The following is a 13929-nucleotide window of genomic DNA, read 5'->3' as shown; positions in this document are numbered from 1 at the left end:
GTGACAACTGATTCAGCGTGGAAAAGGTGGGATCCCGTATGTTTCGGGCTCCCGAGTTTGAAAGTTTGTCTCTGTTAAAACAAAGGGCTGTCGAGTGATCTGGGGTCGGTAGGTTTTACCGCGGTGATTGCTTGACGGAGATGATTGAAAGCTCGCGTGCGATTCGTATGTTTCCCCGCATGCGTCGTATCGAGTTTGGAGGACATCCCCATGCTTTTGGCAGACTTGAGTAGCGAGACTTACACAGCTTCCTCGCCGCGATTGTTGTCCAAATATTCGGCTGCGGCCGATCTGGTTCTGCGCGTCTTCGACCTGACCATGGTTGTGGTGTGCGGTCTGGTCGCTTACCGAATCGTGTTCGGTTCCTGGGTGCCGGCAGCGCCGTATCGGCTGGCGATTGCCACCACGCTGCTGTATTCGGTGATCTGCTTTGCGCTGTTCCCGTTGTACCGCAGCTGGCGCGGCCGTTGCCTGTTGAGCGAACTGATGGTGCTGGGCGGTGCGTTCGGCGGTGTCTTCGCGCTGTTTGCGGTCCATGCGTTGATCGTGAAGGTAGGCGAGCAGGTGTCGCGCGGTTGGATCGGTCTGTGGTTCGTCGGTGGCCTGGCATCGCTGGTCGCCGCGCGCACGGCGCTGCGTGGCTTTTTGAACCATCTGCGTACTCAGGGTGTGGACGTCCAGCGTGTGGTGGTGGTGGGTCTGCGTCACCCGGTGATGAAGATCAACCACTACCTGAGCCGCAACTCGTGGGTTGGTATGAATCTGGTCGGTTATTTCCGCACCCCCTACGACATCGCCGTGACCGAACAGCGCCAGTCGCTGCCGTGCCTGGGCGAGCCGGACGCGTTGATCGACTATCTGAAGGAAAACCAGGTCGAGCAGGTGTGGATCTCGCTGCCGCTGGGTGAGCGCGACCATATCAAGCAGCTGCTGCAGCGCCTGGATCGTTACCCGATCAACGTCAAGCTGGTGCCGGACCTGTTCGATTTCGGTCTGTTGAATCAGTCTGGCGAGCAGATCGGCAACGTGCCGGTGATCAACCTGCGCCAGGGCGGCGTGGACCGCGACAATTACTTCGTGGTGGCCAAGGCGTTGCAGGACAAGATTCTGGCTGTCATCGCGCTGCTGGGCCTGTGGCCGCTGATGGCCGCCATTGCAGTCGGCGTCAAGTTGAGCTCGCCTGGCCCGGTGTTCTTCCGCCAGCGCCGTCATGGCTTGGGCGGCCGCGAGTTCTACATGTTCAAGTTCCGCTCGATGCGGGTGCATGACGACCATGGCACCACGATCCAGCAGGCGACCAAGAACGACGCACGCATCACGCGTTTCGGTGCATTCCTGCGCCGCAGCAGCCTGGACGAGTTGCCGCAGATCTTCAACGTGCTGGGCGGCAGCATGTCGATTGTTGGCCCGCGTCCGCACGCCGCGCAGCACAACACGCACTATGAAAAGCTGATCAACCACTACATGCAGCGTCACTACGTCAAGCCGGGTATCACCGGTTGGGCGCAGGTGAACGGCTTCCGTGGCGAAACTCCGGAACTGCGCACCATGAAGAAGCGTATCCAGTACGATCTCGATTACATCCGTCGTTGGTCGCTGTGGCTGGATATCCGCATCATCGTGCTGACCGCAGTGCGCGTGCTCGGACAGAAGACCGCGTACTGATGATGGTGGGGAGCGTGCGACCTGGCGCGTTCGGCGCCACGGGCGGCTGCATCGCAGCCGCCTCTTTCAAGCAGGCGGCTGCATGCTGATTCGAATGAGAGAGGAAACTCGCGTCCGCTGGCACAACCTGCTGATTGAGCTGACGTTGCTGGTAGGCGTGGGTTACAACCTGGTACTGGCGTTCGTCAACGCGAACGTGTTCACCGTGCGACCGGTGATCACCTACGCTGTCGAGGTCATGGTTTACGCGGCCTGCTTTTTGCTTGGTCTGGGCTCGCTGAGCCGTAAACGCATTGCCTTGATCGTCAGTGGACTCGGCTTCATCGTCGCGCTGATGTTCGTGCGTTTTTTGGTGAACTGGCAGATCGACCCCAAGTTTTTCCGCGACGCGCTGGTGGTTTTCGCCTTCGTCGTGCTTGGCTCGGCTTACACCGGTTCGGTGCCCAAGCTCTTCATCCGCATGACCATCATTGTCTCGCTGGTTGCCGCCTTCGAATTGGCGATGCCAGTGAAATACGGCGATCTGATCAACCCCAAGAGCTTCTTCGTCAATGCGCGTGGCATGAGCGCCGAAGGTTTCTGGAACGAAGACAGCAACCTGTTCGTCAGCGCCACGCGGCCGGGCGAGCGCAACTTCCTGCCGGGTTCCAATCTGCCGCGTGCCTCCTCGATGTTCATCGAGCCTGTGACGATGGGCAACTACATCTGCTTCTTTACCGCAATCGTGCTGGTGTTCTGGCGTTGGATGCGGCCGGCGGCGCTGATTCTGTCTGTGGGGTTGATCGGCTTCATGATCGTGGCCTCCGACGGACGATTGGCGGCGGGCACCTGTGTCTTGATGGTGTTGCTGTCGCCGCTGTTGAAACGGCTGGATCAACGACTGGCCTTTTTGGTGTTCCTGTTGGTGATCATGAGCGCGTGGTTGCTGGTCTGGGTCACGGGCATCACTGCCTACCAGGACACCACGATGGGGCGGGTATTCTTCACCGTGTATTCGATGAATAACCTGTCGTTCGAGTCCTGGATGGGCCTGGATTTTGACCAGGCGTACCGTTACTTCGATAGCGGAATCTCGTATTTCATTGCGTCGCAGTCGATCGTCGGCGTGCTGGCGTTCCTGCTGTCGTATTCCTTCCTGCTGTTGATGCCCAGTAAGGAAGGGCAGCTGTTCAAGAATCTGGCGATCTTCGCGTTCGCCTTGAGCCTGTTGGTCTCCAACGGCTACTTCTCGATCAAGACCTCGGCGTTGTGGTGGTTTGTCTGCGGTTGCATGTGGCATATGTTGCCGCCCTGGTCTGCGTCCGGCACGCAGACTGCCTTGATCAAGGATGATCCAACGGCAGATGGCGCGCAGTTGCTATTGCCTGCGGGAGCGGCACGATGAGTGTGTCGGCAACGCCGGCATCCCCGTCGTCTTTGCCGGCCGCCGGGTCGCAGGTTGCATCCACTGGTCGCGCCCGCGATCCGCGCATCGATGCCACCAAGGCCATTGCGATCCTGTTGGTGGTGTTCTGCCATGCCAAGGGCGTCCCACATGGCATGACTTTGTTTGCCTATAGCTTCCACGTGCCGCTGTTTTTCCTGGTGTCGGGTTGGTTGGCAGCGGGCTATGCCTCGCGCGATACCGGCCTGACGCAGACGATCGCCAAGCAGGCACGTAGCTTGCTGCTGCCATACGTCACCTTTTATCTCCTGGGCTACGCATACTGGTTGCTGACCCGTAATGTCGGTGAGAAGGCTGCGCGCTGGGGAAGTCACCCCTGGTGGGAGCCGATGGTGGCGATGTTTACCGGTATTGGTCCGGACCTGTATGTGCAGCCACCGCTGTGGTTTTTGCCCGTCATGTTGGTGACCTTGGTGAGCTACATGGTCTTGCGCCGCCGGATGTCGCCGATATTGATCGCAGTGCTGGCATTGATCGTGGCGTGGTTGTGGATGAACTGGTTCCCAGTCCAGCACGTGCGGATTTTTTTCGGCCTGGACGTGCTACCGGTGTCGCTGTGTTTCTACGCATTGGGCGCCTTGCTGATCTACGTGTCGCCACGCCTGCCGACATCCTTGGCTGGCAGCGCCCTGGCGACGGTCGTGTTGGCATTAGCGGTAGCCTGGCTGGCCGAAGCAAACGGGCGAATCGACGTCAACATGCTCGAATTCGGACACAATCACGCGCTGTTCCTGGTGAGCGCATTGCTCGGTGCGTTGATGGTGATCTGCGCGGCGCGGCTGGTACAAAGCTGGGCGTGGCTGCAGTGGATCGGCCGTAATACCTTGCTGATTCTTTGCACGCATATGTTGGTGTTCTTTGTATTGTCCGGTGTTGCGGCATTGGCTGGTGGTTTCGGCAGTGCGCGTCCGGGGCTCGGTTGGGCAGTGTTCGTCACGTTGTTTGCATTGGCCGCCTGCGTGCCGCTGCGTTGGATCTTGATGCGCTTCGCGCCATGGACGCTGGGTGCGCGCCGGGTGGTGGCATGAACGGCGTTTTTTTGGCATGACAAGCGAACTCTCTCCAACGCATGGTGCGCGTGTGCACAGTTCGGCAGACGCCAGGCCGACGCGCGATTGGCAGATCGATGCTGCGAAGGCGGTGGCCATCGCGTTGGTGGTGCTGGGCCATGCCAGCGGCATGCCGCCCGCATACAAGCTGTTCGCGTACAGCTTCCATGTGCCGCTGTTTTTCGTGTTGTCGGGCTGGGTCGGCGAACGGTTTGGGCAGCGCGCATTGACGGGCGCAACGGTTGCGAAGCTGGGGCGCACCTTGCTGGTTCCGTATCTTGCATTTTTTATGGTGGCCTATGCGCTGTGGTTGCTGAGCGCTGCGATGGATGGGCATGCGGGGCATCCACAGACGCGACCGTTGTGGCACCCGCTCACCGGATTGCTGTGGGCCAATGGTTCACGTCTGTATGTGCTTCCGGCGCTGTGGTTTCTCCCCGCCTTGTTTGTCACAATGCTTGCTTACATTGCCTTGCGTGCGCGATTGAGTGCGGCCGCGGTAGCGGCGATCAGCTTGACACTGGCGCTGGCATGGGCAGGCTGGTTCCCGTCGCTGCAATTGCGTTTACCGCTCGCACTGGATGTGCTGCCGGTCGCGTTGTTCTTCATCGCCATAGGCGGCTGGCTGTCGCGCTTTGCCGAAGCGCTGCGATCGCTGGGCGCGCAGGTGTGGGCGCTGGCGTTGTTGCCGTTGGCCGCAGTGTGGTGGTGGCTGGCCGGGTGGAACGGGCAGGTGGACGTGAACAATTTGCAGTTCGGGCAGTCGGCGGCCGTGTTTCTGCTGGTCAGCTTGCTAGGAACGGCGATGACGTTTTGCGTCGCCTATTTCATTCGGGGAATGCGCTGGGTGCAGTGGATCGGTACCAATACGCTGCTGATTTTATGCACGCATACGTTGGTCTTCCTGGTGGCCACCAGCGTGGTGGCACGGACGGGCCTGATCGCACGCAGCGCAATCGGTACGCCCGCCTGGGCGTTGGGGCTAAGCGCCTTCGCGATCACGATGAGCGTGCCGATGCGCGCGGTGCTGGTGCGTGGGGCGCCATGGATGTTGGGATTGAAACGTAAATGACGAGTTTTCAGAATCATCAGCCGTCGCAGCAACTCGATGCGCGTCGCTGGCAAAGGAGATTGGCGTAATGAAAGTGGTGCATGTCGTTCGCCAATTCCATCCTTCGATCGGAGGCATGGAAGAGGTCGTTCTCAATGTTGCCCGCCAACATCAAGCCACTAGCGCCGATACGGTTGAGGTCGTGACGCTGGACCGTGTGTTCACCGATCCCAGTGGGCGGCTGTCGGCGCACGACACGCATCAAGGGCTGCCGATCCGGCGGATTGGCTATCGCGGATCGTCGCGCTATCCGTTGGCGCCGTCGGTACTCGATGCGATTCGTTCGGCCGATGTTGTCCATCTGCACGGTATCGACTTTTTTTACGACTATCTGGCATTGACCAAGCCGCTGCACGGCAAGCCGATGGTGGTGTCCACGCATGGCGGGTTTTTCCACACCGCTTACGCATCGTGCATGAAGCAGCTGTGGTTCCAGACGCTGACGCGCATCTCGGCCTTGGCCTATGCGCGCGTGATCGCGACCAGCGAAAACGATGGCGATCTGTTTGCCGAGGTGGTGGCGCCATCGCGACTACGCGTGATCGAAAACGGTGTGGATGTACAGAAATATGCAGGGCAGGGTGCGACCACACCCGGCCGAACGATGCTGTATTTCGGGCGTTGGTCGGTCAACAAGGGGCTGATCGAAACGCTGGCGTTGCTGCAAGCCGCGCTCAAGCGCGACCCGCAATGGCGGCTGATCATCGCCGGTCGCGAGTACGATCTGAACGAGTCCGATTTGCGCAAGGCGATTGCCGAGCGTGGGCTGCAGGACAAGGTGCAGCTGAGCATGTCGCCCTCGCAGGAGCAACTGCGTGCACTGATGCAGCAAGCGCAGTTTTTCGTTTGCTTGTCGCGGCATGAGGGTTTCGGTATTGCAGCGGTTGAGGCGATGAGTGCGGGCTTGATTCCGATCCTCAGCGATATTCCGCCGTTCGTGCGGCTTGCCAGCGAATCGGGCCAGGGCGTGATCGTCAATCGCGACAAGATCGAGGCGGCAGCCGATCAAGTGCAGGCGCTTGCGCTGCATGCCGACAACGATTTCGACACGCGCCGTACCGCGTCCATGGCTTATGTCAGTCGCTACGACTGGAAGCACGTGGTCGGGCGCTACATCGACGAATATCACGACGCGTTGGGCATCCCGCGCGTGCAGGAGGCGGTGCGATGAGCGCGCTGGCCTCTCCGTCGATGACCCGTGCGGCAACCCAGCCGCAGGTCACGGTGCTGTTTTCCACCGAAAAACCCACCGCCAACACCAACCCGTACCTGACCCAGCTCTACGACGCGTTGCCCGCCGCAGTGCATCCGCGTTTTTTTTCGATGCGCGATGCTTTGTTGTCGCGCTACGACGTGTTGCACCTGCATTGGCCCGAATACTTGCTGCGCCATCCAACTGCTGCAGGCACCTTGGCCAAGCAGGTCTGTGCTGCATTGTTGTTGTTCAAGCTGCAGCTGACCGGCACGCCGGTGGTGCGCACCCTGCACAATCTTGCACCGCATGAAGACCGCGGTTGGCGCGAACGGAGCCTGCTGCGCGGGATCGACCGGCTGACACGTCGCTGGATCCGCATCAATGCGACTACGCCGCCGCGTCCGCCGTTCACCGATACGATTCTGCACGGCCACTATCGCGACTGGTTCGCAACGATGGAGCAGAGCAGCACGGTGCCGGGGCGGTTGCTGCACTTCGGCCTGATTCGCCCGTATAAAGGCGTCGAAACGCTGCTGGAGGTCATGCACAAGGTCGACGATGCGCGCGTGACTCTACGCATCGTCGGCAACCCGGCCACGCCGCAGATGCGCAGCTTGGTGGAGGACGCCTGCACGCAGGATCCGCGCATCAGCGCTTTGCTGGCCTATGTGGAAGAGCCGGTGCTGGCACGCGAAGTCAGCGAGGCTGAGCTGGTGGTGTTGCCGTATCGGCAGATGCATAACTCCGGCACCTTGCTGCTGGCGTTGTCGCTGGCGCGCCCGGTGCTGGCGCCGTGGAGCGAATCGAATGCATCCATCGCCGAGGAAGTCGGACCTGGGTGGGTGTTCCTGTATGAAGGCGAGTTCGATGCGCCGCTGCTGACCGGCATGCTCGACAAGGTGCGCGCCGCACCGCGCGGGCCGGTACCGGATCTTTCGCAGCGCGACTGGCCACGGATCGGGCAGTTGCATTACCGCACCTATCTGGAAGCGCTGGGCAAGGACGGAGACGCCGCGCTGTGACCGCAGAGACACCTACGATGACATCTCCCACACCACCACCGCCGCCTCCGCAACGCAGCCTGGGCTCGCGCGCTGCTGGCGGCGCAGCATTGACCATGCTTGGCCAGTCGGTCAAGATGGTGGTGCAGTTCGGCGGCATCATTCTGTTGGCGCGATTGCTGAGGCCTTACGACTACGGCCTGATGGCGATGGTCACCGCGATTGTGGGGGCTGCCGAGATCCTGCGCGATTTCGGCCTGTCGGCAGCGGCGGTGCAAGCCAAACATGTCAGCCGCGAGCAACGCGATAACCTGTTCTGGATCAACAGCGGCATCGGTTTGCTGCTATCGCTGGTGGTGTTCGCGTCGGCGCATCTGATTGCGAACTTCTACAAAGAGCCGGCCCTGGTGACGATTTCCCAGGCACTGGCGGTCACCTTCCTGATCAATGGCATGACCACGCAGTATCGCGCGCACCTGAGCCGTGGGTTGCGCTTTGGGCAGGTAGCGCTCAGTGATGCGGGCTCGCAGGTGCTTGGCTTGGGCGCCGCGGTTGCTGCTGCGTTGCTCGGCTGGGGCTACTGGGCGTTGGTGGTCCAGCAGGTGGTGCAGGCCATCGTCAATTTCGTCATCGCCGCGAGCTGCGCGCGCTGGTTGCCGGGTGGCTACCAGCGTTCGGCCCCGATGCGCGATTTCATCAATTTCGGCTGGAACCTGATGGCTGCCCAGTTGCTGGGCTATGCAAGTCGCAATGTGGGGCAGGTGATCATCGGGTGGCGGACCGGGCCGGACGCGCTCGGCTTGTACAACCGCGCATTCCAATTGTTGATGATGCCGTTGAACCAGATCAATGCGCCGGCCACCAGCGTGGCATTGCCGGTGTTGTCTCAGCTGCAGGACGACCGCGAACGCTTCAGTGCGTTCCTGTTGCGCGGACAGACCGTGATGGTGCATCTGATCTTCGCGCTGTTCTCGTTCGCTTGCGCATTGGCGATGCCGTTGATCGTGCTGGTACTGGGCGAGCAATGGCGCGAGGCCGTACCGCTGTTCCAGGCACTGACACTGGGCGGTATCTTCCAGACGGCCGCCTATGCGACGTATTGGGTGTTTCTTGCGCGGGGATTGATGCGCGCGCAGCTGGTGTATTCGCTGGTCACCCGCATCCTGCTGATCGCCTGCATCTTCGTCGGCTCGCGTTGGGGCGCGATGGGCGTGGCGATCGGCTATTCGTTCGGTTTGTTGCTGACTTGGCCGCTGTCGCTGATATGGATCGGCAAGATTTCCGATGCGCCGGTCGGAGCGCTCTTCACCGATGCGCTGCGTACCATGGCCGCTTATGGCATTGCGGGCGGATGCGCGTATTACGCATCCATCACGGTTGGCGGCTCGCTCTGGGAGCAGCTGGCCGTCGGCGCAGCGGCGATGCTTGCGGTTTGCCTGCTTGCGCTGGCGATCTGGCCTGCATTCCGTCGCGATGTGATTGCCATCATCAGCATTCGCAAGTTGCTGACGCAGGCCAAGGCGCGTCGATGAGTCGACATCGTCTTCGCCTGCAATCAGTCATGCTTTCACTCACGCATTCATTAGGACACGGCCCATGAGCGACACACCCGCCGCCGCTTCCGGCATCCGCCGGCCTTGCTATCTGGTCTTGTCCGCCCACGATTACCGCACGCCGCGGCGCGCCAATATCCATTTCATCACCGATCAACTGGCGCTGCGTGGAACCACGCGGTTTTTCTCGCTGCGCTATAGCCGGTTGTCGCGCATGAAGGGGGATATGCGGTTGCCGCTCGACGAGACTGCCAACACGGTTGTCTCGCATAAGGGCGTCGACTGCTACCTGTGGCGTACGACGGTGCATCCGTTCAATACGCGCCGTCCGTGGCTGCGTGCGCTCGAGGATGCGATGTTCCGCTGGTACGCTGCGCACCCGCCACGCCAACTGCTCGACTGGATGCGCGAGTCGGATGTGATCGTCTTCGAAAGTGGCATCGCGGTTGCTTTCATCGAGCTGGCAAAACGCGTCAATCCGGCGGCGAAGCTGGTCTATCGCGCCTCTGACGGGCTGAGCACGATCAATGTGGCGTCCTACATCGAACGCGAGTTCGACCGCGTCGCGCCCACGCTCGATGTGATCGCACTGGTGTCGCCGGCAATGGCAGAAGAGATCGCCAGCCGCGACAACGTCTACCACGTCGGGCATGGCGTGGATCACAACCTGGACCAACTTGGCGATCCCTCGCCGTACGGCGAGGGAATCCATGCAGTCGCGGTCGGTTCGATGCTGTTCGACCCGGAGTTCTTCGTGGTTGCCAGCAAGGCTTTTCCGCAGGTGACGTTTCACGTGATCGGCTCGGGCATGGGCCGGCATCCCCGCTATGGCGATAACGTCGTGGTCTATGGCGAAATGAAGCACGCCGAGACGATTGGTTACATCAAACACGCACGTTTCGGAATTGCGCCGTACGCGTCCGAGCAGGTGCCGGTGTACTTGGCTGATAGTTCGATGAAGTTGTTGCAATACGATTTCTTCGGATTGCCTGCGGTATGTCCGAATGCGGTGGTCGGGCCGTATCAATCGCGTTTCGGCTACACCCCAGGCAACGCTGATTCCGTTATTGCGGCAATTGGCCGCGCATTGGAAGCACCGCGCGTACGTTATCGCCAGTGCCTGAATTGGTCCGACACCACCGATCGCGTGCTGACTCCCAGCGCGTATCCGGAAACCCGTCTGTATCCACAGCAAGGCGCAGCAGTGCACGCCTCGTCAGAGGCTGTGCTCTCGCATTGATGCGGCGCACATTTTTCTTTAAGAGACTCCAACCTTATGGCCAACGCCTTGCTGCAGAAATGGATAGAACATGCAGAACGTCGTGCACTGTTCTGGTGGCAGCCCAAAAACGCTGGTGTGAATATGGGAGATCACCTGTCAAAGGTGATCGTCTCCTGCGTGTTGTCTTTGCAGGACAAGACGCTGATCGAGAAGCAGGATCTGAGCAAGAAGCTGATCGCGATCGGCTCGGTGCTGCATTTCGCCAAAGATGGTGACACCGTCTGGGGCAGTGGCATCAACGGCAAGATTCCTGCCGAACGCAACACCTTCAGTACGCTCGATGTGCGTGCAGTGCGTGGTCCGAAGACGCGCAAGTTTCTGCTCGATCGCGGTATCGCGGTGCCGGAGGTGTATGGCGATCCCGGGCTGCTGACGCCGATGTTCTTCCCGGCCGACGCGCTGGGCCCGATCAACAAGCGGCCGTTCGCCATCGTGCCGCACTTCAATGAGCCGGTCGAAAAGTACAGTGCGTATAAGGAACATTTGGTGTTCCCCAACGTGAAGCCTGCGACCTTCATGAGCGCGTTGCTTGGCGTCGAGTTGGTGGTCAGCAGCTCATTGCATGGCTTGATTCTCGCCGAAGCCTATGGGATACCCGCGGTGTATCTGGATTGGGGCAACGGCGAAGATCGCTTCAAGTACGACGACTACTACAACGGTACCGGACGCATGCAGTGGCATTCCGGTAACAGCGTGGAAGAGTGTCTTCAGTTGGGCGGCAACGGCGATTTCGATTTGGAAAAACTGCAGGCCGGACTGTTGTCTGTATTCCCTTACGACCTTTGGTGATGCGATGATGCAGGGCCAGCGCGTTGATGTTGAGACGACGGGAATTGCCAGCGGGAACACGCCGCCCGGTGTGGTGATTGCGTTAGGTGGCTTTCCGGTGTTGTCCACAACCCAGGAAGCCTTCGCGCTGGATCTATTCCATGCGTTGGCAGCACGTCAGCCGCGTCGGGTGTTCTTCGCCAATACCAATTTCATCGTGCAATGCCAAGCGCTGCGCATGCGTATGCGCGAGCCCAGCGTGCGCATCGTCAATGACGGGATCGGCATGGATCTGGCCGCGCGGCTGATCCACGGCCGCCGCTTCGCCGGCAACCTCAATGGCACCGACCTGATTCCGTATCTGTGCCGTGAGAGTGCGCAGCCGCTCAAATTCTTCCTGCTGGGCGGTCGTCCCGGCGTCGGCAAGACCGCTGCAGCCACGCTGACCGGGACGTTGGGTCAGCAGGTGGTCGGTATGTGCGATGGCTACGGCGAATTCGCGGCGGCCGGCGAGGGTCTGACCGAGCGCATCAATCGCTCCGGTGCCGATGTGCTGCTGGTGGCGTTCGGCAACCCGCTGCAGGAGCGCTGGATCCTGGATCACAGCCATGCGCTGGGCGTGCCGCTGGTCTTCGGCGTGGGCGCGTTGCTCGATTTCTTGTCGGGTACCGCCAAGCGTGCGCCCGAGTGGGTGCGGCGCCTGCATCTGGAATGGATGTATCGGCTGCTCAACGAGCCGCGCCGTTTGCTCAAGCGCTATAGCTGGGATCTGCTGGTGTTCTTCCGCACCTGTTTGCGCGCGGGCAAACAGCTGCCCTGATGCAGCGGTGGCGCGTCTGGCCTAGCATGCATGCACGCATGCATCCGACCGCCGCCGCCCTGATCCACGCGCTGGACCTCGCTCCGCATCCGGAAGGCGGGCACTACCGCCGCGTCTATGCCTCCGCACACCAGGTGACCGACAACGGTAAGACCCGCCCGGCATTGACCGCTATTCGTTTTCTGCTGAGCGCAGGCCAATGCAGTGCGTGGCACTGTGTGGATGCCGAAGAGACGTGGCATTGGCAGCAAGGCGATGCGCTGGAACTACTGATCTACGACGCCTCCAGCGCGCGATTGCAGCGTGTGGTTGTGGATGCCGCCGAGCGCGGCGAACCGATGCATGTGGTGCCCGCAGGCTGCTGGCAAGCGGCACGTTCGCTCGGTGACTTCACCCTGGTGGGCTGCACGGTGTCGCCGGGATTCGTCTGGGAAGGCTTTGCGCTGCTCAACGAGGCCTCACCGCTAGCTGCGCACCTGGCGACGTTGCTCCCAGGCTAGGCATCGACGACGAGGACGGCCGAACCCTTCCCTGACGCGGCCGCTGCCGGCTTGCGTACTGTCCGTCTCAAACAGGGGGCCACATCCGATGCAACGCAAGGTAGAGGGATGGGGAGCGGGCTTGATGCTGAGTCGCTATTGGCGACCGCCAGCGAGACGGTGCCGCCACCGCCGCCGGTGGTGGATCTGGAGGCCATGGTCGTGCGCGGCGTGCAGCCCGGACCGGGCTTGTGGAAGGTCAGCAAGGGCGAGCACGTGTTGTGGATACTGGGCACGCAGTCGCCGCTGCGCAAACGCCTGCAATGGCAATCGACCGAAGTGGAAACCAGCATCGGCCAGTCCCAGCAGGTATTGATGGCGCCGAGCATAGCGCTCGATGTCGGCATGGGGGTCTTCGGCAGGCTGACCTTGTTGCCATCGGCGATGAAGGCGATGAAGAACGAAGATGGCCGCGAACTGCGCGAGGTGCTGCCGCCCGATCTGTATGCGCGCTGGAGCGTGGCCAAAGCCCGCTATCTCGGCAGCGACCAAGGCGTCGAGCGCAAGCGTCCGATGCTGGCAGCCGGCGAGTTGTATCAGGCGGCGCTGAAGCGCGCGGGCCTGACCCGCGCGCCGGTGATCTGGTCGGTCGTGGAGCGCGCCGCCAAGCGCGCAGGCATCAAGCCGACGCCCACGGTGCTGGACCACAAGATCGCGGACCCGCGACAGGCGCTCAAGGAATTCCGTGCCGGTGGCATGAACGATATCGAATGTTTTCGCCGCATTCTGGTGACGGTGGAACGCGATTTGCCTACGATGGTGGAGCGTGCCAATGCCTGGTCGGTAGGCGATCTAGAGGTCTTGCGTCAGCTACCGCACCAAGATCGGCAGGCCGCCTGCATGAGTGCGGTGGCTAGCTCCGGTGCTGCGAAGACGCGTGGCATCGACGATCTGGAACGGCGCATGCGTGACCATTGGTTGAGCATCGCCACCGCCGCCTTGCAGCGTAATCGCAGCACCTTCGCTGTGCTGTCGATCAGCCGGCTGACGGCGCCGGATGGCTATCTGGCGCGCCTGCAGGTGCCAGGCTATGAGGTGGAAGCGCCTTGACCGGTTTCGGTAGCTGCGTGTGCCGCGTCATGCTGAGCGCGAGCACAGAGGCAGGTACGGGTCGGTCGCTGCATCATGCGGCCGCTGCGCGTCCGGCACGCGTCGGTGGCATGCATTCTAGTGTGGCGTTCCGTTGATAACTTTGCAGAGCCGTTCGATCTTGGCGAGGATCGAGTCAGCGGTCGCAGTCCATTTGAACGGTCGCGGATTTTGATTGTAGTGCTCCACGAAGGCGTTGATCTTGCGCTTTAGATCGGCCACCGAGTCGAAGGAGCTGCGCCTGATCGCCCGTTGGGTGATCAGGCCGAACCAGCGCTCGACCTGATTGAGCCAGGAGCTGTAGGTCGGCGTGTAATGCATGTGGTAGCGTGGCCGTTTGGCCAGCCATGCCTTGATCCTGGCGTGCTTGTGGGTGGCGTCGTTGTCGCAGATCAGATGCACGTCCAGATCCT

At 61.2% G+C, this 13929-nt stretch carries 12 protein-coding genes and 1 pseudogene; 12 read left to right on the top strand and 1 reads right to left on the bottom strand.

The genetic code is table 11. The features are described from left to right. Positions 1-210: 210 nt before the first annotated feature. The 12 genes and pseudogenes from WJW29_RS02230 (at position 211) to WJW29_RS02175 (ending at position 13477) form a co-directional block, all read left to right on the top strand. Complete coding sequence (locus WJW29_RS02230; protein ID WP_011409041.1) at positions 211-1665, top strand: undecaprenyl-phosphate glucose phosphotransferase; 1455 nt, start codon at positions 211-213, stop codon at positions 1663-1665. A gap of 94 nt (positions 1666-1759) precedes the next feature. Further along, the gene (locus WJW29_RS02225) at positions 1760-3049 is read left to right on the top strand and encodes a hypothetical protein (RefSeq protein ID WP_049756340.1); all 1290 of its coding nucleotides are present in this window, start codon (positions 1760-1762) and stop codon (positions 3047-3049) included. Continuing rightward, positions 3046-4137 (top strand): acyltransferase family protein, encoded by a 1092-nt coding sequence (locus tag WJW29_RS02220; RefSeq protein WP_011259698.1) that lies wholly within the window; start codon positions 3046-3048, stop codon positions 4135-4137. The genes WJW29_RS02225 and WJW29_RS02220 overlap by 4 nt, the downstream gene beginning before the upstream one ends. Positions 4138-4153: 16 nt before the next feature. Continuing rightward, positions 4154-5230: an acyltransferase family protein gene (locus WJW29_RS02215; RefSeq protein ID WP_011409040.1), complete on the top strand. Its 1077-nt coding sequence runs from the start codon at positions 4154-4156 to the stop codon at positions 5228-5230. Positions 5231-5297: 67 nt separating this feature from the next. Beyond that, positions 5298-6440, top strand: coding sequence for a GDP-mannose:cellobiosyl-diphosphopolyprenol alpha-mannosyltransferase (gene gumH, locus WJW29_RS02210; protein ID WP_011259696.1), 1143 nt, complete (start codon positions 5298-5300; stop codon positions 6438-6440). Further along, positions 6437-7486, top strand: a complete 1050-nt coding sequence (locus WJW29_RS02205; protein WP_011409039.1) for a glycosyltransferase — start codon at positions 6437-6439, stop codon at positions 7484-7486. The genes gumH and WJW29_RS02205 overlap by 4 nt, the downstream gene beginning before the upstream one ends. Before the next feature lie 17 nt (positions 7487-7503). Further along, on the top strand, positions 7504-8997 hold the full coding sequence (locus WJW29_RS02200; protein ID WP_011409038.1) for a lipopolysaccharide biosynthesis protein: 1494 nt from the start codon (positions 7504-7506) through the stop codon (positions 8995-8997). A gap of 64 nt (positions 8998-9061) precedes the next feature. Beyond that, positions 9062-10258, top strand: a complete 1197-nt coding sequence (locus WJW29_RS02195; RefSeq protein WP_011409037.1) for a glycosyltransferase — start codon at positions 9062-9064, stop codon at positions 10256-10258. A gap of 36 nt (positions 10259-10294) precedes the next feature. After that, a complete protein-coding gene (locus tag WJW29_RS02190; protein ID WP_011259692.1) occupies positions 10295-11089 on the top strand; it encodes a polysaccharide pyruvyl transferase family protein in 795 nt (264 codons plus the stop codon). A 4-nt stretch (positions 11090-11093) separates the two neighbouring features. After that, positions 11094-11888: a WecB/TagA/CpsF family glycosyltransferase gene (locus WJW29_RS02185; RefSeq protein WP_042465094.1), complete on the top strand. Its 795-nt coding sequence runs from the start codon at positions 11094-11096 to the stop codon at positions 11886-11888. 38 nt (positions 11889-11926) lie between these two features. Continuing rightward, on the top strand, positions 11927-12388 hold the full coding sequence (locus WJW29_RS02180) for a cupin domain-containing protein (protein WP_011409035.1): 462 nt from the start codon (positions 11927-11929) through the stop codon (positions 12386-12388). An 88-nt stretch (positions 12389-12476) separates the two neighbouring features. Further along, positions 12477-13477: pseudogene (locus WJW29_RS02175) on the top strand (TraB/GumN family protein). 117 nt (positions 13478-13594) lie between these two features. Here WJW29_RS02175 and WJW29_RS02170 read toward each other — a convergent pair. Next, a partial coding sequence (locus WJW29_RS02170; protein WP_181689868.1) for a transposase occupies positions 13595-13929 on the bottom strand: 335 nt, incomplete at its 5' end.

This window comes from Xanthomonas sp. JL1, from assembly GCF_038405005.1.
The sequence above is the reverse complement of the archived record's forward strand: the minus strand, read 5'-3'. Positions and strand labels throughout refer to the sequence as shown.

Bases quoted from the DNA above. Each gene is read 5' to 3' on its own strand.
- WJW29_RS02220 (WP_011259698.1), top strand. From the start codon at position 3,046: ATGAGTGTGTCGGCAACGCCGGCATCCCCGTCGTCTTTGCCGGCCGCC.
- WJW29_RS02230 (WP_011409041.1), top strand. From the start codon at position 211: ATGCTTTTGGCAGACTTGAGTAGCGAGACTTACACAGCTTCCTCGCCG.
- WJW29_RS02190 (WP_011259692.1), top strand. From the start codon at position 10,295: ATGGCCAACGCCTTGCTGCAGAAATGGATAGAACATGCAGAACGTCGT.
- WJW29_RS02215 (WP_011409040.1), top strand. From the start codon at position 4,154: ATGACAAGCGAACTCTCTCCAACGCATGGTGCGCGTGTGCACAGTTCG.
- WJW29_RS02200 (WP_011409038.1), top strand. From the start codon at position 7,504: ATGACATCTCCCACACCACCACCGCCGCCTCCGCAACGCAGCCTGGGC.
- WJW29_RS02195 (WP_011409037.1), top strand. From the start codon at position 9,062: ATGAGCGACACACCCGCCGCCGCTTCCGGCATCCGCCGGCCTTGCTAT.
- gumH (WP_011259696.1), top strand. From the start codon at position 5,298: ATGAAAGTGGTGCATGTCGTTCGCCAATTCCATCCTTCGATCGGAGGC.
- WJW29_RS02225 (WP_049756340.1), top strand. From the start codon at position 1,760: ATGAGAGAGGAAACTCGCGTCCGCTGGCACAACCTGCTGATTGAGCTG.
- WJW29_RS02185 (WP_042465094.1), top strand. From the start codon at position 11,094: ATGATGCAGGGCCAGCGCGTTGATGTTGAGACGACGGGAATTGCCAGC.
- WJW29_RS02205 (WP_011409039.1), top strand. From the start codon at position 6,437: ATGAGCGCGCTGGCCTCTCCGTCGATGACCCGTGCGGCAACCCAGCCG.
- WJW29_RS02180 (WP_011409035.1), top strand. From the start codon at position 11,927: ATGCATCCGACCGCCGCCGCCCTGATCCACGCGCTGGACCTCGCTCCG.